A 21,530-nucleotide genomic window follows, 5' to 3' on the forward strand; every position below is an offset into this window, starting at 1 on the left:
GCTGCGGCTCATGCAGGCGACCGCGTACACGTACGATCCCGAGACCCGCAGCGGCAGTGTGCTGCTCGACGACGGCACCCCGGTGGAGTTCGGGGCCGAGGCCTTCGAGGCGGGCGGGCTGCGGTTGCTGCGTCCGGGGCAGCGGGTGCGGATCGAGACGGAGGGTTCGGGTTCCGGCCTGCGGATCACACTGGTGACGCTGCAGACGTTCTAGGGGCTCTTGAGGGACACGCGCCGCGGGCCGGGCTCCCCTCGGGGGAGCCCGGCCCGGCGTGTGAGCACCTGCGGAGCTGTTACTTCTTCGCCGCGGTCTTCTTCGCGGTGGTCTTGCGCGCCGTCGTCTTCTTGGCGGGCGCCTTCTTCGCGGTGGCCTTCTTCGCCGGCGCGGTCTTCTTGGCGGTCGTCTTCTTGGCGGCGGGCGTGGTGGTCTTCTTCGCCGGGGTCGCCTTCTTGGCGGCGGCCGTGGTCTTCTTGGCGGTCGTCTTCTTGGCGGCGGCCGTGGTGGTCTTCTTCGCCGGGGTCGCCTTCTTCGCGGCGGCCGTGGTGGTCTTCTTCGCCGGGGTCGCCTTCTTCGCGGCGGCCTTCTTGGCGGTGGTGGCCTTCTTCGCGGCGGCCTTCTTGACCGTCGCGGCGGCGGCGCCACCGGTGAGGCTGCCCTTCGGGGCCTTCTTGACGGAGACCTCGCCGCCCTTGGGGAGCTTCTTCGAGCCGCTGACCAGGTCCTTGAAGCCCTGGCCCGCACGGAAGCGCGGAACGGAGGTCTTCTTGACCCGCACGCGCTCACCCGTCTGCGGGTTGCGGGCGTAGCGGGCGGGCCGGTCGACCTTCTCGAACGAGCCGAAGCCGGTGACCGAGACCCGGTCCCCGCCGACCACGGCGCGCACGATGGCGTCGAGCACGTGGTCGACGGCGTCGGCGGCCTGCTGGCGACCGCCCATCTTGTCGGCAATCGCTTCTACGAGCTGCGCCTTGTTCACGTCTTCCCCTTCGGAGACATTGCCGGAACGAAAGTGTTCAAGCTTTTTCGCACGTTAGGCATGTATATACCGCAAATCAAACACGAAACGGGCTAATCACCCTAGTGCCGCAACGCGGAAGTGCCGTTGCGGAGTTCCTGGTGTCAGTCGCCTTCAGGGAATCGGCCCTCGTCGAGGTCCTTCATCAACCGGTCCAGACGCGCTGCCGCGTCCGGGAGATCGTGCTTCGCCGCGGCCGTGACGACCAGCAGCTTCCGGGACAGCGCCATCCTTACGCCCTCCGGGACTTGCAGTGCGCGCACCCTGCTGTGCGCTTCCTTCAATCGGGCGGCGACTGCCTCGTAGAGCTCGAGTTGGCTGTCGCGTTCCATGCACCGATTGTGCCATCTAGGGCGAGTTGTCGCCCGACGGGGTCTCAACAAGCGACTGCGCCCCCCACCGGACGGTGGGGGGCGCAGTCCTGGAAAAGCGCTGCTCAGGCCGTAATTGTACGGGGCTTGAAGGACGGGCGTGCGGCCTCGTAGGCGGCGATGTCCGCTTCGTTCTGAAGGGTGAGGCTGATGTCGTCCAGACCGTTCAGCAGCCGCCAGCGGGCGTTCTCGTCGAGCTCGAAGTCGGCGTCGATCCCGGCCGCGAGGACCTTGCGGGCCTCCAGGTCGACGGTCACCTCGGCGGTCGGGTCGGCCTCGGTCAGCTCCCACAGCGCGTCGACGGTCTCCTGCGGCAGGACGACGGTCAGCAGGCCGTTCTTCAGCGAGTTGCCGCGGAAGATGTCGGCGAAGCGGGAGGAGATGACGGTCTTGAAGCCGTAGTTCTGCAGCGCCCAGACGGCGTGCTCACGGGAGGAGCCGGTGCCGAAGTCGGGGCCGGCGACCAGGACCGTGGCGCCCTGTCGCTCGGGGCGGTTGAGGACGAACTGCTCGTCCTTGCGCCAGGCCTCGAACAGGCCGTCCTCGAAGCCGTCGCGGGTGACCTTCTTGAGCCAGTGCGCCGGGATGATCTGGTCGGTGTCGACGTTGCTGCGGCGCAGCGGAACGGCGCGGCCGGTGTGCGTGGTGAAAGCTTCCATGGTTCCTCAGACCCCCGCGGTGGTGGCGACGTCGGACAGATCGGCCGGGGAGGCCAGGTGGCCGAGGACGGCGGTGGCGGCGGCGACCTGGGGAGAGACCAGGTGGGTGCGGCCGCCCTTGCCCTGCCGGCCCTCGAAGTTGCGGTTGGAGGTGGACGCGGAGCGCTCACCGGGGGCCAGTTGGTCGGGGTTCATGCCCAGACACATCGAGCAGCCCGCGTGCCGCCATTCGGCGCCGGCCTCCTTGAAGACCTTGTCCAGGCCCTCCTCGACGGCCTGCAGGGCGACCCGCACCGAGCCCGGGACGACCAGCATGCGGACGCCGTCGGCGACCTTGCGGCCCTCCAGCAGCGAGGCCGCGTTGCGCAGGTCCTCGATGCGGCCGTTGGTGCAGGAGCCTACGAAGACGGTGTCGACCTTGATGTCGCGCAGCGGCTGTCCGGCGGTCAACCCCATGTACTCCAGGGCCTTTTCGGCGGCCAGGCGCTCCGAAGCGTCTTCGTACGAAGCCGGGTCGGGGACGTTCGCGGAAAGCGGCGCGCCCTGGCCGGGGTTGGTGCCCCAGGTGACGAACGGCGCCAGCGAGGCCGCGTCGATGACGACCTCGGCGTCGAAGACCGCGTCCTCGTCCGTGCGCAGCGTCTTCCAGTACGCGACGGCGGCGTCCCAGTCCTCGCCCTCGGGCGCGTGGGCGCGGCCCTTGAGGTAGGCGAAGGTGGTCTCGTCGGGAGCGATCATGCCCGCGCGGGCGCCGGCCTCGATCGACATGTTGCAGATGGTCATCCGGGCCTCCATCGAGAGCTTCTCGATGGCGGAGCCGCGGTACTCCAGGACGTAGCCCTGGCCGCCGCCGGTGCCGATCTTGGCGATGATCGCCAGGATCAGGTCCTTGGCGGTGACGTCCGCGGGCAGCTCGCCGTCGACCGTGATGGCCATGGTCTTCGGGCGGGCCATGGGCAGCGTCTGGGTGGCCAGGACGTGCTCGACCTGGCTGGTGCCGATGCCGAACGCCAGCGCGCCGAAGGCGCCGTGCGTGGAGGTGTGCGAGTCGCCGCAGACCACGGTGGTGCCGGGCTGGGTCAGTCCCAGCTGCGGTCCCACGACGTGGACGACGCCCTGCTCGACGTCGCCCAGCGGGTGCAGCCGGACGCCGAACTCGGCGCAGTTCTTGCGCAGGGTCTCCAGCTGGGCGCGGGAGACCGGGTCGGCGATCGGCTTGTCGATGTCGAGGGTCGGGGTGTTGTGGTCCTCGGTGGCGATGGTGAGGTCGAGGCGCCGCACCTGCCGGCCGTTCTGGCGGAGCCCGTCGAACGCCTGCGGGCTGGTCACCTCGTGCAGCAGGTGCAGATCGATGAAGAGGAGATCGGGCTCGCCCTCGGCGCGCCGGACGACGTGATCGTCCCAGACCTTCTCCGCGAGTGTCCTACCCATCGCTTTCCCTCCGGCCGGCGGGTTGCGCCGACACCACTAGAGATCTTGTTGTGCGGCCCGGACCGGCGGCCGCCTCACCAGAGTGACAAGATCCTCGGAAAATTGAACTTGCGTTTCACAGAGTGAGACGTGAATATCGTTGCATGGACAACTCTAGCGGCGTAGGCGTTCTCGACAAGGCAGCCCTTGTCCTGAGCGCCCTGGAGTCCGGTCCGGCCACCCTCGCAGGTCTGGTCGCGGCGACGGGACTCGCACGACCCACGGCACACCGACTGGCCGTGGCATTGGAACACCACCGGATGGTGGCCCGCGACATGCAGGGCCGGTTCATCCTCGGACCGCGGCTGGCCGAGCTCGCCGCCGCGGCCGGCGAGGACCGCCTGCTCGCGACCGCCGGGCCGGTGCTGACGCATCTGCGCGACGTGACCGGCGAGAGCGCCCAGCTCTACCGGCGCCAGGGCGACATGCGCATCTGCGTGGCGGCGGCCGAGCGGCTGTCCGGACTCCGGGACACCGTCCCGGTGGGCTCCACGCTGACCATGAAGGCCGGCTCGTCCGCGCAGATCCTCATGGCCTGGGAGGAGCCGGAGCGGCTGCACCGCGGTCTCCAGGGCGCCCGCTTCACGGCGACGGCCCTGTCGGGCGTACGGCGCCGCGGCTGGGCCCAGTCGATCGGCGAGCGGGAGCCGGGCGTCGCGTCCGTCTCCGCGCCCGTACGCGGCCCCTCGAACCGCGTGGTGGCCGCCGTGTCGGTCTCCGGCCCGATCGAGCGCCTGACCCGCCACCCGGGCCGTATGCACGCCCAGGCGGTCATCGACGCGGCCGCCCGCCTGACCGAGGCGCTGCGCCGCAACGGCTGACCGTCCTTCCCTCTTCACCTGTACGTGTCCGGCCCACCGCTCCAACGCCGCAGCGGTGGGCCGGAGTTGTGTCCGACGCCGGGCACCGCGCCCCGAAACGGCGAAGAAGCCCTTCCCCGAAGGGAAGGGCTTCTTCGTGTGGTACCCCCGACCGGATTCGAACCGGCGCTACCGCCTTGAGAGGGCGGCGTGCTAGGCCGCTACACAACGGGGGCAAGATCTGGAGAGATCCGCTGGCCTACCTGGACTCGAACCAAGACTAACTGAACCAGAATCAGTCGTGCTGCCAATTACACCATAGGCCACTGGTGGTTTAGACCAGTTGGTACCCCCGACCGGATTCGAACCGGCGCTACCGCCTTGAGAGGGCGGCGTGCTAGGCCGCTACACAACGGGGGCCCTAGCGATCCTGCATCGGGTTCACCGGGAGCTACCCAAGTGATCCCGCGGGAAGGATCTGTACCCCCGACCGGATTCGAACCGGCGCTACCGCCTTGAGAGGGCGGCGTGCTAGGCCGCTACACAACGGGGGCTTTGTGGATGCCATCCACGGGTGCAGATGAGCTCTGCGAGCTGGCCTACCTGGACTCGAACCAAGACTAACTGAACCAGAATCAGTCGTGCTGCCAATTACACCATAGGCCACCGGAACGTGATCACTTCGAGAAGGGATCCTGCTCGGCTTGCGCTTCCGGGGCTTTCCGGCCTTTCGGCCCGTTCCCCTCGGCGCAGGAAGAACATTACCCGAAGGTGGACGGTGCTCCAAAACGCGTATCCGCACGCAGCAGCGCGGGCAGCTGGCTCAGGTCGGTGATGCGGGTCAGCTCGGGCCTCCCGCCGGTCCCCGCGCGGTCCAGCCAGACCCCGAGCAGGCCCGCCTCGACGGCCCCGCGGGCGTCGGTGTCCGGCTGGTCCCCGACGTACGCCACCTGCTCCGGCGGCAGCCCCAGGGCCGCGCAGGCGGCGTGGAAGGCCGCGACGGCGGGCTTGGCCACGCCGAGCTCGGCGGCGCACACGACGGCCTCGAAACGGTCGCGTACGCCGAGGGCGCGGAGCTTGTGGTCCTGGTTGTGGATGCTGGAGTTGGACAGGATCCCGTGGCGGTAGTCCCGGGCCAGCAGGTCCAGGACGGGCAGGGTGTCCGGGAAGAGCTCCCAGGCGGCCTCGTAGTGGACCACGTACCGGTCGAACCAGTCGTCGGCCTCGGCGGCGGTCAGCTCCGGCGCTGCGAGGAAGTCCCGCACCCGTCCGCGCCGCTGGTCCCGGAAGTCGCCGCCCTCGGTCTCGAAGCGCCGCCAGTGCAGCTCGGTGAGCTCCTTCCAGCGCCGCAGGGCCTCCTCCACCGTCCCGTGCGCGCCCAGCAGCCCCTCGGCCGCGAGATGGGCGCGCATGCCGGCGCGGTCGGCGCTCGCGTAGTCGAAGAGCGTGTCGTCGATGTCCCAGAGCACCGCGCGGATGGCCATGGAGACGACGGTACCCCCGTCCCGGGATGCGGGACGGGGGTACGGGCGCACAGGCGCGGGGCTCAGGCGGTGAGCTTCGCCAGGGCCGCGTCGATGCGGGCGAGGGTCTTGTCCTTGCCCAGGATCTGGAGGGACTCGAAGAGCGGCAGGCCGACCGTGCGGCCGGTGACGGCGACCCGGACCGGGGCCTGGGCCTTGCCGAGCTTGAGGCCGTGGGCCTCGCCGGCGGCCAGGACGGCGTTCTTCAGGGACTCCGGGTCGTTCCAGTCGGCCTGCGAGAGCCGCTCGCGGGCGGTGACGAGCAGGGCGTCGGAGCCCTCCTTCATCGCCTTGGTCCAGCTGGCCTCGTCCTCGACCGGCTCCTTGAGGAACAGGAAGTCCACGTTGGCCGTGATGTCCGACAGGACGGTCACGCGGGTCTGGGCGTAGGGCGCGACGGCCTCCCAGGCGGCGCGGTCGAAGTCCTCCGGCGCCCAGTTCGCGTGCGGCGCCCGCAGCCACGGCTCGCAGGCCGCGGCGAAGTCCTTCACGTCCAGCATGCGGATGTGGTCCGCGTTGATGGACTCGGCCTTCTTGAGGTCGAAGCGCGCCGGGTTGGCGTTGACGTCCGCGATGTCGAACTTCTCGACCATCTCGGGGATGGTGAAGAGGTCCTGGTCGGCGGAGAAGGACCAGCCGAGGAGCGAGAGGTAGTTGAGCAGGCCCTCGGGCAGGAAGCCGCGCTCCCGGTAGAGGTTGAGCGAGGCCTGCGGGTCGCGCTTGGAGAGCTTCTTGTTGCCCTCGCCCATGACGTACGGCAGGTGGCCGAAGGACGGGATCTCCTTGGCGACGCCCAGCTCGATCAGCGCCTTGTAGAGCGCGATCTGCCGCGGGGTGGAGGAGAGCAGGTCCTCGCCGCGCAGGACGTGGGTGATCTCCATCAGGGCGTCGTCGACCGGGTTGACCAGGGTGTACAGCGGGGCGCCGTTGGCGCGCACGATGCCGTAGTCCGGGACGTTGTCCGGCGTGAAGGTGAGTTCGCCGCGGACGAGGTCGGTGAAGGTGATCGGCTCGTCCGGCATCCGGAAGCGGACGATCGCCTCGCGGCCCTCGGCCTTGTAGACCTCGACCTGCTCGGCGGACAGCTCACGGCAGTGGCCGTCGTAGCCGGAGGGCCGGCCGGCGGCGCGGGCGGCCTCACGGCGCTCGTCCAGCTCGGTGACGGTGCAGTAGCAGTGGTACGCGTAGCCGCCGGCGAGCAGCTTCCCGGCGACGTCCCGGTAGATGTCCATCCGCTGCGACTGCCGGTAGGGCTCGTGCGGGCCGCCGGTCTCGGGGCCCTCGTCCCAGTCGAGGCCGAGCCAGCGCAGCGAGTCGAGCAGCTGCTGGTACGACTCCTCGGAGTCGCGGGCCGCGTCGGTGTCCTCGATGCGGAAGACCATGGTGCCCTGGTTGTGCCGGGCGAAGGCCCAGTTGAAGAGGGCGGTGCGGACCAGGCCCACGTGGGGGTTGCCGGTCGGCGAGGGACAGAAACGGACGCGGATGTTCGCGTTAGCCACGCTTGATCACCTTGTTGGTGAGAGTGCCGATGCCTTCGATGGTGACGGCGACCTCGTCGCCGACGTTGAGGGGGCCGACCCCGGCCGGGGTGCCGGTGAGGATGACGTCGCCCGGGAGCAGCGTCATGGCCTCGGAGATGTGGACGACCAGGTCCTCGACGGAGCGGATCATGTCGCTCGTACGACCGAGCTGGCGCTGTTCGCCGTTGACCGTGGCCTGGATGGTCAGGTCGCCCGGATCGAGGTCGGTCTCCACCCACGGCCCCAGCGGGCAGGAGGTGTCGAAGCCCTTGGCGCGGGCCCACTGGGGCTCGCGCTGCTGGACGTCGCGGGCGGTGACGTCGTTGGCGCAGGTGTAGCCGAAGACGACGTCCTTGACGCGCTCGCGGGGCACCTCGCGGCACATGCGGCCGATGACCACGGCCAGTTCCGCCTCGTGGTGCAGCTCGTGGGAGAAGGAGGGGTACTCGATGGCGTCGCCGGGGCCGATCACCGAGGTGGTCGGCTTGAAGAAGGTCACGGGGACCTCCGGGACCTCGTTGCCGAGCTCCCGGGCGTGCTCCGCGTAGTTGCGGCCGATGGCCACGACCTTGTTGGGCAGCACCGGCGGCAGCAGCCGGACCTTGCTCAGCGGGACCTTGGTGCCGCTGAGCTCGAAGTCGGTGTACGGGATGCCCTTGATGATGTCGAGGACCAGGCCGCCGGACTCGACCGTCCCCTCGCCCTCGACCGCGCCGAAGGCGACGTTTCCGTCGATGGAGAATCTGGCGATGCGCACGCGTGCTGTCGCCCCTCACTTGCTACTGGCTGGAGTCTGACGCTCCAGGCTAACGCGGCGGGAGGGAGCGGCCCGCTTATTGCGAGGCGGAGGCCTACTGGGTGACGAGGTAGGCCGGGCGGTAGGGGGCGGGCGGCGTCATGAGGACGGTGCGGCGCGGGTTGGCGGTGCGGTCCGGGAGCTCGGCGGCGTACTCGGGCTGGGCGCCGCGGCCCAGCTGCGCGGCGTCCGCGAGGTGGGCGAGGGTGCTGCGGCGGGGGTTGGCCGTGGTCTGGAGTACGGGCGTCGTCTTCATCGCGGTGTCGGACCCTTGTCTGCGGTGGGGCGCGCCCACGCGGGCGCGGTGTACGGGGTTCCCATTCTGTAAAGCGTCAGGCTAAACATGCAATTCCCTTCGATTGCATGGCGGACCCAACGAACTACGTGTGAGTTTGCTCACCACCGCACGGACAAACCAGGCATTACGCACGGCCATCCGACGTCACCGAAAGGGACATTACGCCACTGAAGGCGTCATTCCGCTCCTGATCATGGCGACTGGGACAACGCCACCCGCTCGCCTGTTCGTTGCGATACGCCCGATTCCTCCGTGATCATCTTCTACGTGGGGTGACCTCTCGCTCACACGTTGTCACCCCCGGGCGACGCGCCCACACGGCCCTTGTTGGAGATCCGGCACTGTGCTGGAATTCCACGCACCGCTGCGGGTTCAAGCCGGCGCGCAGGGGGCGCAACGCAGCGCCGGCCGAGTGGCGGGGACAGGGGGGATCTGCGCCGGTCACCGACGACCACCACTGGGGCGCACCTGCGCCCCTAGACGCCGACACCGTCCTCTCCGTTCACCCGGAAGGACGCCTGGTCCAGAGGTTGCGACGCTAGTGCAGGGACGTTTCAAGAGGGATGGCACGGGCTCTTCCCAGGCCCGAAAGGGCCGAGGGGAAGCTCCGGCGGAGCAGGAGCCGCGTGCCGGGACCCATCACGGTTCCCCGGCCCCGCACCCCCAGACCGCCGGCAAGGGCGACGGAGGCGACTCCGGCGCGCGCGGCGGCACGTCCGCCACCGCCGGTACGGCCGCCGACGCCGCCGCCGAGCAGGCGCCGCTGCCCAAGCTGCAGTCCGACAGCCAGGTCGGTCCCCGAATAGCCCTGCGCAACTGGCGCATCTCCACCCGCCTGGTCGCCCTGCTGACCCTCCCCGTGGTCGCGGCGACCAGCCTCGGTGGCATCCGTATCAGCGAGTCCTTGAAGGACATGGAGCAGCTGGATCACATGCAGCTGCTCACCAAGCTGACCAAGGAGGCCACCAACTTCGCGGAGGCCCTCCAGGCCGAGCGCGACCTGTCGGCCGGCCCGCTCGCCAACAGCAAGCCGTCCAGCGACTACCAGGTCGCCAACCCGCGCAAGAACACCGACCGCGCGTACAAGGCCTTCCTCGAGGCGACCAGCGACATCCCGGCGACCGAGGACGACGAGTCGCTGCGCAGCATCCGGCAGAACGTCAGCCAGATCGCCTCGCAGGTCAGCCAGCTGGGCTCGATCCGCAGCACCGCGTACGAGAAGAACATCGCCCACTCGGTGACGGTCGAGGCCTACAGCCGCCTCATCCGCTCGCTGCTCAGCCTGTCCCAGGACATGGCGCAGGCCACCAGCAACCCGGAGATGATCAAGCGGACCCGCGCGCTCGCCGCGTTCTCGTCCGCCAAGGAGTACGCCTCCATCCAGCAGGCGATCATCGCCTCCGCGCTGCCGCCGAACGACAGCCGCGCCGGCAGCATCCAGCTCGGTGACCGCCTCTACGGCGACGCCGCGCTCACCAGTGAGGCCGTCGAGCTCAAGTCCTTCAAGTCGATCTACGAGTCGACCGGCGGCGACGCCGAGGAGCTCACCGCCTCGCTGACCAACGGCAACCCCTCCATCGAGGCCGCCGACAACTACGCGCAGCGGATGCTGAAGTCCGACCACGGACTGCCCGACGTCAAGCGCGGTCACCTGAACTTCACCGACGAGTACGGCACGAAGATCCGGGCCATGAACACCATCGAGGCGACGCTGCTCGGCGAGATGGAGACCAAGGCCCGTGAGCTGCGCCAGGAGTCGCAGCGCGACGCCATCATCAACGGTGCCCTGATCCTCCTCGTCCTCGGCGTCTCGCTCGTCGGCGCCTTCGTCGTGGCCCGGTCCATGATCCGGTCGCTGCGCCGGCTCCAGGACACCGCGACCAAGGTCTCCCAGGAACGCCTGCCCGAGCTGGTCAAGCAGCTCTCCGAGTCCGACCCGCAGGACGTCGACACCTCCGTCGAGTCCGTCGGTGTGCACTCCCGCGACGAGATCGGCCAGGTGGCCGCGGCCTTCGACGAGGTGCACCGCGAGGCGGTCCGTCTGGCCGCCGAGCAGGCCCTCCTGCGGGGCAACGTCAACGCGATGTTCACCAACCTGTCGCGCCGTTCCCAGGGCCTCATCCAGCGTCAGCTCTCGCTCATCTCCGAGCTGGAGTCCCGCGAGGCCGACCCGGACCAGCTGTCCTCGCTGTTCAAGCTCGACCACCTCGCCACCCGTATGCGCCGGAACGGCGAGAACCTCCTCGTCCTCGCCGGCGAGGAGCCGGGCCGCCGCTGGACCCGCCCCGTCCCGCTGGTCGACGTCCTGCGCGCCGCCGCGTCCGAGGTGGAGCAGTACGAGCGCATCGAGCTGGCCGCGGTCCCGGCGACCGAGGTCGCCGGCCGGGTCGTCAACGACCTCGTGCACCTGCTCGCCGAGCTGCTCGAGAACGCCACCTCCTTCTCCTCGCCGCAGACCAAGGTCCGCGTCACCGGTCACGCCCTGCCCGACGGCCGGGTGCTCGTCGAGATCCACGACACCGGCATCGGCCTCTCCCCCGAGGACCTCGCCGCGATCAACGAGCGGCTCGCCTCGCCGCCCACCGTGGACGTCTCGGTCTCCCGCCGCATGGGTCTGTTCGTGGTCGGCCGCCTGTCCCTGCGGCACGGCATCCGGATCCAGCTGCGCCCGTCCGACTCGGGCGGCACCACCGCGCTCGTCATGCTCCCGGTCGACGTCGCCCACGGCGGCAAGAAGCCCGCGCCGAAGGCCGGTCCCGGCGGCGGCCAGGGTGCCGTGCCGCAGGGCCAGGGCGCTCCGGGCGGCCGGCTCACCGGCGGCCCCGGCGGCGGGCGTCCGGGCGGTGCCCCGTCCGCTCCCGGCGGCCGGCTCGGCGCCGGCGCGGCCCGTACCGCGCTGCCCGGACGGGACGGCGCGCCGCGCCCGAACGGTGCGCAGGGCCAGGGCGGTCCGAACCTGTTCCAGGAGCGGCCGCAGTCTCCGGCCCCGGCGCAGGCCGAGGACCTGGACCGCGGTCCGCAGACCGCGCAGCTTCCGCCCGTTCCGCAGGAGCCGCAGCGTCCCGGCCTCGGTGCCGGCGCGCCCGGCGGCTTCGTGGGCGGCGCGCAGAGCGCCATCCCGTCGCGTACGGACGTGTGGGGCGGCCAGGGCGCCCAGGCCCCGCAGGCCCCGCAGCCCCAGGCCCAGCAGCCGCAGGCCCAGCAGCCGCAGGAGCAGCGCCCGGCGCAGAACGGCTTCCCGCGCGCCGAGCTGCCCGGCGGCAATCCGCAGCCGCAGCACCCGCAGCGCCCGCAGGCCACGAGCTGGGGCAACGACCAGGCCCAGCCGGTCCGCAGGCCGCAGCAGGACATGACGCCGCTGGACGCGCCGCGCGGTCACGAGGAGCCGGAGACCACGGGCCGTTACGCGCAGCCCGAAGGCCCCGGTTCCACCGGCCAGTTCCCGCGTCCCGACTTCGGCGCGCCGCAGCAGGCCCCGCAGGGCTACCAGGGCGGCGCCCAGGACCCGGCGTCCACGACGCAGTTCCCGCGCCCGGACTTCGGTGCCCCGCAGCAGCAGCCGCAGCAGCCCCAGCAGCAGGCGTACGGCCAGCAGCCGTTCGTCCCGCAGGCCCAGGTCCCGCAGCAGCCCCAGCAGCCGCAGGGCCGGGGCCCGGCCAACCAGCCGCAGCAGCCCCAGCAGCCGAACCAGCAGCAGCCCTACCAGCAGCCGCAGCTCCAGCAGCCGCGTCAGCCGGAGGCCCTGCCGCCCGCGCCGGCCTCCGGCGACGGCCGTACGCCGCTGTACGACACGCTGGAGACCAACTGGTTCCGCCAGGAGCAGGCGCAGGGCGCGGCTCCGGCGCAGAACCAGGCCCCGGCCGCCCCGGCGCAGCCGTCGGCCCCGTCGGTGCCGGACGTCGAGCGGACCATGCAGACCCCGGTGGTCCCGCAGCGTCCCGGCACGTCGGCGCCGCAGCGGCCCGAGGCGGGCGCCCGGCCGAACGGCAACGCGTCGTGGCGGACCTCGCCCAACGACGAACTGGTGCGCCAGGCCGAGCGGGTGCGCAAGCCCGCCGCCGGCGGTGTCACCACCTCCGGGCTCCCGCGGCGCGTGCCGCGGGCCAACCTCGTGCCCGGGACCGCCCAGGAGCAGGCCCACTCGGCCGGCCCCCAGGTCTCCCGCGCACCCGACGACGTCCGCGGCCGGCTCACCAATCTGCGCCGCGGTATCCAGCAGGGCCGTCAGGCGGGCAACTCCACCACGGGTTCCTTCAATCTCGGTCCGACCCAGCAGCAGGAGCGTTAGTTGAGCGCGATGAGCCAGGCGGCGCAGAATCTGAACTGGTTGATCACCAACTTCGTGGACAACACCCCCGGGGTGTCCCACACGGTGGTGGTCTCCGCCGACGGTCTGCTCCTTGCCATGTCCGAAGGGTTCCCCCGCGACCGCGCCGACCAGCTCGCGGCGGTCGCGTCCGGACTGACCTCGCTGACCGCGGGCGCGTCCCGGATCTTCGAGGGCGGCCCCGTGGCCCAGACGGTCGTGGAGATGGAGCGCGGCTTCCTCTTCCTGATGTCCGTCTCCGACGGCTCCTCGCTGGCCGTGCTGGCGCACCCCGAGTGCGACATCGGCCTCGTGGGCTACGAGATGGCTCTGCTCGTGGACCGGGCGGGCAGTGTGCTCACCCCGGACCTGCGGGCGGAGCTCCAGGGGAGCCTGCTGCACTAGCCGCGTCGCGTACCCGAGCTCGTATCCGTACCCGTAACGACAAGCCCGCGGCGGTGCGCCCCTCCGTACCGCCTCGGACCGTTCACCGTCCGGCCGCCCCACCCGGCCCCCCACCGGCCCCATCAGACGGCAGAGGTTCTGCTGTCACGCCCGGAGGATTCATGACCCCGCCCCCCGCCTCTCACGATCCGTACGGCGTCTCCACAGACGATCCGTACGGCCCGGAAGGCGACCAGCCGCTGGTCCGTCCGTACGCGATGACCGGCGGCCGGACCCGGCCGCGCTACCAGCTCGCCATCGAGGCCCTGGTCAGCACCACGGCCGACCCGGCGCACCTGGCCACCCTGCTCCCCGAGCACCAGCGGATCTGCCACCTGTGCCGTGAGGTGAAGTCGGTGGCCGAGGTCTCGGCGCTCCTGTCGATGCCGCTCGGCGTCGCCCGCATCCTCGTGGCCGACCTGGCCGAGGCGGGCATGGTGGCCATCCACCAGCCGGGCAACGGAGAGGCCGGCGGCACGCCGGACGTGACACTGCTCGAAAGGGTGCTCAGTGGACTTCGCAAGCTCTAGCGGCGGCGCCGCCCGTTCCACCACCAGCGCGAAGATCGTGGTGGCGGGTGGCTTCGGCGTGGGCAAGACCACGTTCGTCGGCGCGGTCTCCGAGATCAACCCGCTGCGGACCGAGGCCGTGATGACCTCCGCGTCCGCCGGCATCGACGACCTGACCCACACCGGCGGGAAGACGACCACCACGGTGGCCATGGACTTCGGCCGCATCACCCTGGACCAGGACCTGATCCTGTACCTCTTCGGTACGCCCGGTCAGGACCGCTTCTGGTTCATGTGGGACGACCTGGTCCGCGGCGCGATCGGCGCGGTCGTGCTCGTGGACACCCGCCGTCTCGCCGACTGCTTCCCGGCGGTCGACTACTTCGAGAACTCGGGCCTTCCTTTCGTGATCGCCCTCAACGGCTTCGACGGGCACCAGCCGTACGCGCCGGACGAGGTCCGTGAGGCGCTGCAGATCGGTCCGGACACGCCGATCATCACCACCGACGCCCGCCACCGCGCGGACGCGAAGAGCGCGCTCATCACCCTCGTCGAGCACGCCCTCATGGCGCGGCTGAAGTAGTACACATCAAGTAGAAGTCGATATACGGAAGTTGTCGTAGAGATTTTGGGGGCGGTCTGTGTCTTTGGACACGGCCGCCCCCGAGCGGTCCCCCGGTTCATAACGTTTCGACAGAGAATCGGGGCGCCTCGGACACCCGATGCATCCAAGCGGTGCCGCTGCGCTCACATGAGCCCCGCTTTTTGGCGGGGCTCGCTCTTTATGCCCGTTTTATCTCTCATGGGCGCCGCAAAAACCGGCTGCTCCGCACTGTTTGGAGGGGACCCCCTTCACGTGCTGCAATTCATGAACTCCCGAGTAGTACGGCCCTGAACGAAACACCCGGCACAACGTAGGTGCCGACGCCGAGAGGTTGTTGGTCGAGTGAGGCGAAGCAAGGAAAGCTCCGCGGAGCAGCAGACGCGGGGCAACTTCACGCCGCCGTCGCGCGCGACGATGTCGCCCGTGGACGAGCCCGTGACGCCGCCGGCCCCGGTCCGCAAGGGCAGCACCAGCAAGCTGTCCCCGCGCAACTGGCGCGTGCCCACGAGGCTGAACGCGATCCTCCTCATACCCGTGCTCGTCGGTCTGGTCATGGGCGGCTTCCAGGTGAAGGGAGCCATCGACACCTGGCAGGAGGCGCAGGACGCCGAGAAGACGGCGCTCATCGTGCGCGCCGCCTCGGAGTACGGCCAGGCGCTGCTCGACGAGCGTGACCTCACCGCCGCTCCCCTCCTGCGGGCCAAGACCGCCGACGACCGCCAGAGCGACGAGATCACCCAGGCCTACGCCGCCACCGACGCCGCCAAGCTCAAGTTCGACGAGGCCGTCAAGAACATGCCGAGCGGGCAGGGCATGGAGCGCCGCCTCGGCCTCTTCCGCAACGCCGAGCCCAAGCTCCAGGACCTGCGCAAGGTCGCCTACACCCGCTCCCTCGACCCGGTGAACACCCAGCTCGGGTACACCGAGGTCCAGCACTACCTGATGGAGTTCTCCAACGAGCTCGGTCTGGGCACCGGCAACATCACCAGCTACGGCCGCACCGTCTACGCGATCCAGCTGGCGAAGGCCGCCGAGTCGCTCCAGCGCTCCATCGGCACCCAGCTGCTGGTGCGGCCCAGCAAGAAGGACGAGGTCTTCGCCCAGCAGTCGGTCGCCTTCAACTCGTACAACTACCTGGAGCAGATCGCCCTCGGTGAGTACCAGTCCGGCGGCACCCAGGAAGACGTGGACCGCCTGAAGGAGGTCATGGCGGGCAAGGCCGCCGAGGGCTCCAAGAAGCTGGCCGCGCTGGGCATCGAGCTGCCCAAGGGCAGCGGCAAGGACCCGTCGGTGTACGCCGGCGTGGCCCAGGCCATCGGCTCCGCCAAGGACGCCGACGCGGTCGCCGACCTGAAGAAGCAGGGCATCACGGCGGAGACCTGGATGGGTGTCGCCACCGCCAAGTTCGACGGCTACACCGAGGTCGAGAAGGAGCTCGTCGAGAAGGCCGTGACCGAGGCCGCCGACATCTCCGACGAGGCCAAGACCGACGCCTGGGTCAACGGCGCCGTGGTCGTCGTCGCGCTGCTCGCCGCCTTCATCCTCGCCGGGATGATGGCGCGCCAGATGAGCCGCTCGATGCGCGAGCTGCGCACCGCCGCCTTCGGCATCGCCGAGCAGCGCCTGCCGATGCTGGTCGACCAGCTGTCCCGTACCGAGCCCGGCCGGGTCGACACCCGGGTGCAGCCCATCCCGATCGACTCCCAGGACGAGATCGGCGAGGTCGCCCGCGCCTTCGACCAGGTGCACCGCGAGGCCGTCCGGCTCGCCGCCGAGCAGGCCATGCTCCGGGGCAACGTCAACGCGATCTTCACCAACCTCTCGCGCCGCAACCAGTCCCTGATCGAGGGCCAGCTGACCCTCATCACCGACCTGGAGAACAACGAGGCCGACCCGGACCAGCTCGAGAACCTCTTCAAGCTGGACCACCTGGCCACCCGTATGCGCCGCAACGGCGAGAACCTCCTGGTCCTCGCCGGCGAGGAGCCCGGCCGCCGCTGGGACCAGCCGGTCCCGCTGGTCGACGTCATGCGCGCCGCCTCCTCCGAGGTGGAGCAGTACGAGCGCATCGAGATCGCCGGCGTCCCGGACGCCGAGATCCACGGCCAGGCCGTGACCGACCTCGTGCACCTGCTCGCCGAGCTCCTGGAGAACGCCACCACGTTCTCCTCCCCGCAGACCAAGGTCCGCGTCACCGCGACCCGGCTGCCCGACGGCCGGGTCATGGTCGAGATCCACGACAAGGGCATCGGCCTCACCGCCGAGGACTTCGCGGACATCAACCACAAGCTGGCCAACCCGCCGACCGTGGACGCCGCCGTCTCCCAGCGCATGGGCCTGTTCGTGGTCGGCCGGCTCGCCGACCGGCACGGCATCCGCGTGCAGCTGCGCCCCTCGGGCGAGCAGGCCGGCACCACCTCGCTGGTCATGCTGCCGGACGCGATCACGCACGGCGGTGGCGGCGAGCAGCCGATGCAGGACGACTTCACCGTCTCGCAGATGATCCCGCAGCAGTCGGCGCAGACCCCGTTCGAGCCGCAGGCCCAGCCGATGCGCACCGCGGCCGAGCTCGGCTTCGACGACTCCCGCTACGAGCTGCCGGGCGACGAGCGCCAGCTCGACCCGGTCAACCGCTCCCTGATGCGCGAGGAGCGCCGGGCGGCCCTGGAGGCCCAGGTCCACGGCGGTCCCGCGGAGCTCGAGCAGACGCACGTACAGCAGGAGCACGAGCAGGACTACGGCCAGGCCTATCAGCAGGAGTACGCGGACGGCTACGCGCAGGACTACGGCCAGGCCGGCCAGGACTACCCGCAGCAGGCGTACGCCCAGGAGTACCCGCAGCAGGGCTACGAGACCTACGAGCAGCCCGCCGACGGCTACCGCGACCAGGCGTATGCGGAAGCCTCGTACGACCACGGCGCCGGCGCCCGGCAGGGATACGAGAACAGCTACGAAACCCAGCCCCACCAGGGTGAGTGGCAGCAGCAGGCCGGCTACGGCGACGGCTACGCGCAGCAGTTCGGAACGGAATCGGAATCCGTCCAGGCCGCTCCCGCAGCGGAGCGCGAGCGCGTAGGCTTCGACCGTCCGGGTGCCACGCCGACCCCCACCCCGGACACCGGCCACGCGCTGACCGACGCCGGTCTGCCGCGCCGCGGCAGCGTCGCCCCGCAGGCGCCGCAGAGCCCGCAGGCGCCGCGGCAGTCCGCGCCGCCGGCCCAGTCCGCGGGGCCGGTCGGCAACGAACCCGACGGCACCGGGGAATGGCGCTCCGCCAACGACGAGCGCTGGTCCCGGGCCGAGAAGCTCCGCGACCCGAAGGCGGGCGGGGTCACCCCCTCCGGTCTTCCGCGACGGGTCCCCAAGGCCAATCTGGTCGAGGGAGCCGCGGAGCAGACCCCGCAGGGCGGCCCCCAGGTCTCCCGCGCACCGGAGGACGTCCGGGGCAGGTTGAGCAACCTGCGCCGCGGTGTCCAGCAGGGACGCAGTGCGGGGACGGACACGAACGGATCGGGCCTCGGCCCGGGTAGTACCTACAACCAGGAGCGTTAGTGTGAGCCCGATGAGCCAGGCGGCGCAGAATCTGAACTGGTTGATCACCAACTTCGTGGACAACACCCCCGGGGTGTCCCACACCGTGGTGGTCTCCGCCGACGGACTCCTGCTGGCGATGTCCGAGGGTTTCCCCCGTGACCGCGCCGACCAGCTTGCCGCCGTCGCCTCCGGACTGACCTCGCTGACCGCGGGCGCGTCCCGGATCTTCGAGGGCGGTGCGGTCAACCAGACCGTGGTGGAGATGGAGCGCGGCTTCCTCTTCATCATGTCGATCTCGGACGGCTCCTCGCTGGCCGTGCTCGCCCACCCCGAGTCCGACATCGGTCTCGTGGGCTACGAGATGGCACTGCTCGTCGACCGCGCGGGAAGCGTCCTGACGCCCGACCTCCGGGCCGAGCTTCAGGGAAGTCTTCTCAACTAACAGACAGACAGTGCGTTTCACGCCACCGCACCGTAGGGTGCGGTGGCGCGGTTCCAAGGGACATGGGGCCGCGAGGCAGTCGGAGGAGGAGACGTGGGCACACCCCCGGGCGGAAGCCCTTACAACGGATTCGACGCGCATCAGGCGCCGCTGGGCGACACCGCGCAGAACCGCTACAACTTTCCCTCCGCCCCGAGCAGACAGGGCATGTCGCAGCCCTATCGGCAGCCGCACACCCAGCCCACGCCCGCAGGTTCGCCGAGTGCGCCCGCCGCACCGGCCGGCCGGCAGGGCGGTCAGGGCGGTTCGGGCGGGCACAACCCGCTCGTGCGTCCCTACGCGATGACCGGCGGCCGGACCCGGCCGCGTTACCAGCTCGCCATCGAGGCGCTGGTCAGCACGACGGCCGATCCGGCCCGGCTGCAGGGGCAGTTGCCCGAGCACCAGCGGATCTGCCGGCTGTGCTTCGAGATCAAGTCGGTCGCGGAGATCTCGGCTCTTCTCTCCATTCCCCTCGGCGTTGCCCGGATTCTCGTCGCCGACCTGGCCGAGGCCGGACTCGTCGCCATCCACCAGCCCGGCGGCGACGAGGCCGCCGGCGGTCAGCCAGACGTGACACTGCTCGAAAGGGTGCTCAGTGGACTTCGCAAGCTCTAACGGCGGCGCGGCCCGTTCAACCACCAGCGCGAAGATCGTGGTGGCGGGTGGCTTCGGCGTGGGCAAGACCACGTTCGTCGGCGCGGTCTCGGAGATCAACCCGCTGCGAACCGAAGCCGTGATGACCTCCGCCTCCGCGGGCATCGACGACCTCACCCACACGGGCGACAAGACGACGACGACCGTCGCCATGGACTTCGGCCGCATCACCCTGGACCAGGACCTGATCCTGTACCTCTTCGGTACGCCCGGTCAGGACCGCTTCTGGTTCATGTGGGACGACCTGGTCCGCGGCGCGATCGGCGCCGTGGTGCTCGTGGACACCCGCCGTCTCGCCGACTGCTTCCCGGCGGTCGACTACTTCGAGAACTCCGGCCTGCCCTTCGTCATCGCCCTCAACGGCTTCGACGGCCACCAGCCGTACGCTCCCGAGGAGGTCCGCGAGGCCCTCCAGATCGGCCCCGACACCCCGATCATCACCACCGACGCCCGCCACCGCGCGGACGCCAAGAGCGCGCTCATCACCCTCGTCGAGCACGCCCTCATGGCCCGCCTGCGGTAGTCCCTGACGGGCTACGTGTACGGGAAAGGGGCCCCGCACCGGGATGGTGCGGGGCCCCTTTCCCGTGCCCGGGGCACCGGACGGCGGCGTGCCGGGACACGGCGAAGGCCCCCGCGCCCGGGAGGGCGGCGGGGGCCTTCGTGCGTCCCTGGCGTCAGCGCCAGCTGTGCGGGGCGCGGAAGCCGTTCTCGCGCTCGAGGCGGCGCCAGCGGGCGGTGGAGCGGCCGCGGTGGGCGGACTCGGCCGGCTGGGCGGCGGCGCGGGCGAGGAGGACCGCGGTGATGGCGGCGAGCTCCTCGGGATCGGCGTGGCCCTTCTCGACGCGGAGAAGGTTGGCTGTGGCAGGCGTGGTCACTTCGGTGGGCTCCTCTTACTGAGGCGGGTTGCCGTGCTTGCGGGACGGCAGGTCGGCGTGCTTGGTGCGGAGCATGGCGAGGGACTTGATCAGCACCTCGCGGGTCTCGGCCGGGTCGATGACGTCGTCGACCAGGCCGCGCTCCGCGGCGTAGTAGGGGTGCATCAGCTCGGCCTTGTACTCCTTGACCATGCGGGCCCGCATGGCCTCCGGGTCCTCGGCCTCCGCGATCTGCTTGCGGAAGATGACGTTGGCGGCGCCTTCGGCGCCCATGACCGCGATTTCGTTGGTGGGCCAGGCGTACGTCAGGTCGGCGCCGATGGACTGGGAGTCCATGACGATGTACGCGCCGCCGTACGCCTTGCGCAGGATCAGCGAGATCCGGGGCACGGTCGCGTTGCAGTACGCGTACAGCAGCTTCGCGCCGTGGCGGATGATTCCACCGTGCTCCTGGTCGACGCCGGGCAGGAAGCCGGGTACGTCCAGAAGGGTGATGATCGGGATGTTGAAGGCGTCGCACATCTGGACGAAGCGCGCGGCCTTCTCGGAGGCCTCGATGTCGAGCACGCCGGCCAGCGACTGGGGCTGGTTGGCGACGATGCCGACGACCTGGCCGTCGAGCCGGGCGAGCGCGCAGATGATGTTGCGGGCCCAGCGCTCGTGGATCTCCAGGTAGTCGCCGTCGTCGACGAGCTCCTCGATGACCTTGTGCATATCGTACGGGCGGTTGCCGTCGGCGGGCACGAGGTCGAGCAGCACGTCCGAGCGGCGGTCGGCCGGGTCCTCGGAGGCGACGGTCGGCGGGTTCTCGCGGTTGTTCTGCGGGAGCATCGACAGGAGGTAGCGCACCTCGGCGATGCAGGTCTCCTCGTCGTCGTACGCGAAGTGCGCGACGCCGCTGGTCTCGGCGTGCACGTCGGCGCCGCCGAGGCCGTTCTGGGTGATCTCCTCGCCGGTGACCGCCTTGACGACGTCCGGGCCGGTGATGAACATCTGCGAGGTCTCGCGGACCATGAAGACGAAGTCGGTGAGGGCGGGGCTGTAGGCCGCGCCGCCGGCGCACGGGCCGAGCATCACGCTGATCTGCGGGATGACGCCGGAGGCCCGGGTGTTGCGCTGGAAGATGCCGCCGTAGCCGGCGAGGGCGGAGACGCCCTCCTGGATGCGGGCGCCGGCGCCGTCGTTCAGGGAGACCAGCGGGGCACCGGCCGCGATGGCCATGTCCATGATCTTGTGGATCTTGGTGGCGTGGGCCTCGCCGAGGGCGCCGCCGAAGATCCGGAAGTCGTGGGCGTAGACGAAGACCGTGCGGCCCTCGACCGTGCCCCAGCCGGTGATGACACCGTCGGTGTACGGCTTCTTGGCCTCGAGGCCGAAGCCGCTGGCGCGGTGCCGGCGCAGCTGCTCGACCTCCTGGAAGGAACCGGCGTCGAGCAGCAACTCGATGCGCTCGCGAGCGGTCAGCTTGCCCTTGGCGTGCTGGGCCTCGGTCGCCCGGTCACTCGGGCCGCGCCGAGCCTGCTCACGCAGCTCGTGCAGCTCGGCCACCCGGCCTCGGGCGTCGGCGGGCTCGCTCGGGATCTGGTCCACAACGGTCATGTACCGACCCTACGAAGCCGAGCAAGAAAACCCCGCCGTCCACTCCGTACAGTCTCGCGTGTCGA

The 21,530-nt window shown here is 70.5% G+C and carries 20 protein-coding genes and 5 tRNA genes; 10 read left to right on the top strand and 15 right to left on the bottom strand.

The genetic code is table 11. The annotated features are described in order from the left end of the window. Positions 1-10 precede the first annotated feature (10 nt). Positions 11-214, top strand: a complete 204-nt coding sequence (locus tag ACIGO8_RS00735) for a hypothetical protein (protein ID WP_399722324.1) — start codon at positions 11-13, stop codon at positions 212-214. 79 nt (positions 215-293) lie between these two features. On the opposite strand, the gene ACIGO8_RS00740 is transcribed toward ACIGO8_RS00735, so the two are convergent. The 4 genes from ACIGO8_RS00740 to leuC all read right to left on the bottom strand — a co-directional run bounded on the left by ACIGO8_RS00740 (position 294) and on the right by leuC (position 3,477). After that, the gene (locus tag ACIGO8_RS00740) at positions 294-977 is read right to left on the bottom strand and encodes an HU family DNA-binding protein (protein ID WP_399722326.1); all 684 of its coding nucleotides are present in this window, start codon (positions 975-977) and stop codon (positions 294-296) included. A gap of 143 nt (positions 978-1,120) precedes the next feature. Next, the gene (locus tag ACIGO8_RS00745; RefSeq protein WP_399722328.1) at positions 1,121-1,348 is read right to left on the bottom strand and encodes a hypothetical protein; all 228 of its coding nucleotides are present in this window, start codon (positions 1,346-1,348) and stop codon (positions 1,121-1,123) included. Positions 1,349-1,452: 104 nt separating this feature from the next. After that, a complete protein-coding gene (leuD, locus tag ACIGO8_RS00750) occupies positions 1,453-2,046 on the bottom strand; it encodes a 3-isopropylmalate dehydratase small subunit (protein ID WP_399722330.1) in 594 nt (197 codons plus the stop codon). 6 nt (positions 2,047-2,052) lie between these two features. After that, a complete protein-coding gene (gene leuC / locus ACIGO8_RS00755) occupies positions 2,053-3,477 on the bottom strand; it encodes a 3-isopropylmalate dehydratase large subunit (protein WP_399722331.1) in 1,425 nt (474 codons plus the stop codon). A 143-nt stretch (positions 3,478-3,620) separates the two neighbouring features. On the opposite strand from leuC, the gene ndgR reads away from it, so the two are divergent. Further along, positions 3,621-4,337 carry an IclR family transcriptional regulator NdgR gene (gene ndgR / locus ACIGO8_RS00760; RefSeq protein WP_128977462.1) on the top strand — a complete coding sequence of 239 codons (717 nt, stop codon included), beginning with the start codon at positions 3,621-3,623 and terminating at the stop codon, positions 4,335-4,337. Positions 4,338-4,476: 139 nt separating this feature from the next. On the opposite strand, the gene ACIGO8_RS00765 is transcribed toward ndgR, so the two are convergent. From ACIGO8_RS00765 to ACIGO8_RS00805, 9 genes are all read right to left on the bottom strand, one after another. Next, positions 4,477-4,552, bottom strand: a tRNA-Glu gene (locus tag ACIGO8_RS00765). Between the two features lie 18 nt (positions 4,553-4,570). Then, positions 4,571-4,642: transfer RNA gene (locus ACIGO8_RS00770), tRNA-Gln, on the bottom strand. Positions 4,643-4,660: 18 nt separating this feature from the next. After that, positions 4,661-4,736 (bottom strand) — tRNA-Glu (locus ACIGO8_RS00775). A gap of 61 nt (positions 4,737-4,797) precedes the next feature. After that, positions 4,798-4,870, bottom strand: a tRNA-Glu gene (locus ACIGO8_RS00780). 40 nt (positions 4,871-4,910) lie between these two features. Then, a tRNA-Gln gene (locus ACIGO8_RS00785) sits at positions 4,911-4,982 on the bottom strand. 95 nt (positions 4,983-5,077) lie between these two features. Continuing rightward, positions 5,078-5,800 carry an HAD family hydrolase gene (locus tag ACIGO8_RS00790; protein WP_399722333.1) on the bottom strand — a complete coding sequence of 241 codons (723 nt, stop codon included), beginning with the start codon at positions 5,798-5,800 and terminating at the stop codon, positions 5,078-5,080. Between the two features lie 62 nt (positions 5,801-5,862). Continuing rightward, positions 5,863-7,338 (bottom strand): glutamate--tRNA ligase, encoded by a 1,476-nt coding sequence (gltX, locus tag ACIGO8_RS00795; protein WP_399722334.1) that lies wholly within the window; start codon positions 7,336-7,338, stop codon positions 5,863-5,865. Continuing rightward, positions 7,331-8,116 (bottom strand): fumarylacetoacetate hydrolase family protein, encoded by a 786-nt coding sequence (locus ACIGO8_RS00800; RefSeq protein WP_399722337.1) that lies wholly within the window; start codon positions 8,114-8,116, stop codon positions 7,331-7,333. Before ACIGO8_RS00800 ends, gltX begins: the two co-directional genes overlap by 8 nt. A 94-nt stretch (positions 8,117-8,210) precedes the next feature. Further along, positions 8,211-8,411 carry a hypothetical protein gene (locus ACIGO8_RS00805; RefSeq protein WP_399722340.1) on the bottom strand — a complete coding sequence of 67 codons (201 nt, stop codon included), beginning with the start codon at positions 8,409-8,411 and terminating at the stop codon, positions 8,211-8,213. Positions 8,412-8,994: 583 nt separating this feature from the next. Here ACIGO8_RS00805 and ACIGO8_RS00810 point away from each other — a divergent pair. The 8 genes from ACIGO8_RS00810 (at position 8,995) to ACIGO8_RS00845 (ending at position 19,511) form a co-directional block, all read left to right on the top strand. After that, complete coding sequence (locus ACIGO8_RS00810; RefSeq protein WP_399722343.1) at positions 8,995-12,741, top strand: nitrate- and nitrite sensing domain-containing protein; 3,747 nt, start codon at positions 8,995-8,997, stop codon at positions 12,739-12,741. Positions 12,742-12,750: 9 nt separating this feature from the next. Then, complete coding sequence (locus ACIGO8_RS00815) at positions 12,751-13,164, top strand: roadblock/LC7 domain-containing protein (protein ID WP_030496942.1); 414 nt, start codon at positions 12,751-12,753, stop codon at positions 13,162-13,164. A gap of 161 nt (positions 13,165-13,325) precedes the next feature. Continuing rightward, on the top strand, positions 13,326-13,733 hold the full coding sequence (locus tag ACIGO8_RS00820; RefSeq protein WP_399722346.1) for a DUF742 domain-containing protein: 408 nt from the start codon (positions 13,326-13,328) through the stop codon (positions 13,731-13,733). Then, positions 13,714-14,295 carry a GTP-binding protein gene (locus ACIGO8_RS00825; protein WP_399722348.1) on the top strand — a complete coding sequence of 194 codons (582 nt, stop codon included), beginning with the start codon at positions 13,714-13,716 and terminating at the stop codon, positions 14,293-14,295. Before ACIGO8_RS00820 ends, ACIGO8_RS00825 begins: the two co-directional genes overlap by 20 nt. A 363-nt stretch (positions 14,296-14,658) precedes the next feature. Continuing rightward, a complete protein-coding gene (locus tag ACIGO8_RS00830; RefSeq protein WP_399722351.1) occupies positions 14,659-17,868 on the top strand; it encodes a nitrate- and nitrite sensing domain-containing protein in 3,210 nt (1,069 codons plus the stop codon). Positions 17,869-17,878: 10 nt separating this feature from the next. Continuing rightward, positions 17,879-18,292, top strand: a complete 414-nt coding sequence (locus tag ACIGO8_RS00835) for a roadblock/LC7 domain-containing protein (RefSeq protein WP_128978734.1) — start codon at positions 17,879-17,881, stop codon at positions 18,290-18,292. Positions 18,293-18,385: 93 nt separating this feature from the next. Continuing rightward, positions 18,386-18,949 (top strand): DUF742 domain-containing protein, encoded by a 564-nt coding sequence (locus ACIGO8_RS00840; protein ID WP_399722354.1) that lies wholly within the window; start codon positions 18,386-18,388, stop codon positions 18,947-18,949. Then, positions 18,930-19,511 (top strand): GTP-binding protein, encoded by a 582-nt coding sequence (locus ACIGO8_RS00845; protein WP_399722357.1) that lies wholly within the window; start codon positions 18,930-18,932, stop codon positions 19,509-19,511. Before ACIGO8_RS00840 ends, ACIGO8_RS00845 begins: the two co-directional genes overlap by 20 nt. A gap of 154 nt (positions 19,512-19,665) precedes the next feature. On the opposite strand, the gene ACIGO8_RS00850 is transcribed toward ACIGO8_RS00845, so the two are convergent. Then, entirely contained in the window at positions 19,666-19,866 is a 201-nt protein-coding gene (locus tag ACIGO8_RS00850; RefSeq protein WP_399722359.1) for an acyl-CoA carboxylase subunit epsilon, read from the bottom strand. A 15-nt stretch (positions 19,867-19,881) separates the two neighbouring features. Further along, positions 19,882-21,465, bottom strand: a complete 1,584-nt coding sequence (locus tag ACIGO8_RS00855; protein ID WP_399722362.1) for an acyl-CoA carboxylase subunit beta — start codon at positions 21,463-21,465, stop codon at positions 19,882-19,884. Positions 21,466-21,530 lie beyond the last annotated feature (65 nt).

Source organism: Streptomyces sp. NPDC053493, from assembly GCF_044544825.1.
GTDB lineage: Bacteria > Actinomycetota > Actinomycetes > Streptomycetales > Streptomycetaceae > Streptomyces.

What these genes read in the sequence shown, in the direction of transcription:
- ACIGO8_RS00820 (WP_399722346.1), top strand. Translation starts at nt 13,326, where the DNA reads ATGACCCCGCCCCCCGCCTCTCACGATCCGTACGGCGTCTCCACAGAC.
- ACIGO8_RS00835 (WP_128978734.1), top strand. Translation starts at nt 17,879, where the DNA reads ATGAGCCAGGCGGCGCAGAATCTGAACTGGTTGATCACCAACTTCGTG.
- ndgR (WP_128977462.1), top strand. Translation starts at nt 3,621, where the DNA reads ATGGACAACTCTAGCGGCGTAGGCGTTCTCGACAAGGCAGCCCTTGTC.
- ACIGO8_RS00815 (WP_030496942.1), top strand. Translation starts at nt 12,751, where the DNA reads ATGAGCCAGGCGGCGCAGAATCTGAACTGGTTGATCACCAACTTCGTG.
- leuC (WP_399722331.1), bottom strand. Translation starts at nt 3,477, where the DNA reads ATGGGTAGGACACTCGCGGAGAAGGTCTGGGACGATCACGTCGTCCGG.
- ACIGO8_RS00805 (WP_399722340.1), bottom strand. Translation starts at nt 8,411, where the DNA reads ATGAAGACGACGCCCGTACTCCAGACCACGGCCAACCCCCGCCGCAGC.
- ACIGO8_RS00790 (WP_399722333.1), bottom strand. Translation starts at nt 5,800, where the DNA reads ATGGCCATCCGCGCGGTGCTCTGGGACATCGACGACACGCTCTTCGAC.
- ACIGO8_RS00745 (WP_399722328.1), bottom strand. Translation starts at nt 1,348, where the DNA reads ATGGAACGCGACAGCCAACTCGAGCTCTACGAGGCAGTCGCCGCCCGA.
- leuD (WP_399722330.1), bottom strand. Translation starts at nt 2,046, where the DNA reads ATGGAAGCTTTCACCACGCACACCGGCCGCGCCGTTCCGCTGCGCCGC.
- ACIGO8_RS00735 (WP_399722324.1), top strand. Translation starts at nt 11, where the DNA reads ATGCAGGCGACCGCGTACACGTACGATCCCGAGACCCGCAGCGGCAGT.
- ACIGO8_RS00855 (WP_399722362.1), bottom strand. Translation starts at nt 21,465, where the DNA reads ATGACCGTTGTGGACCAGATCCCGAGCGAGCCCGCCGACGCCCGAGGC.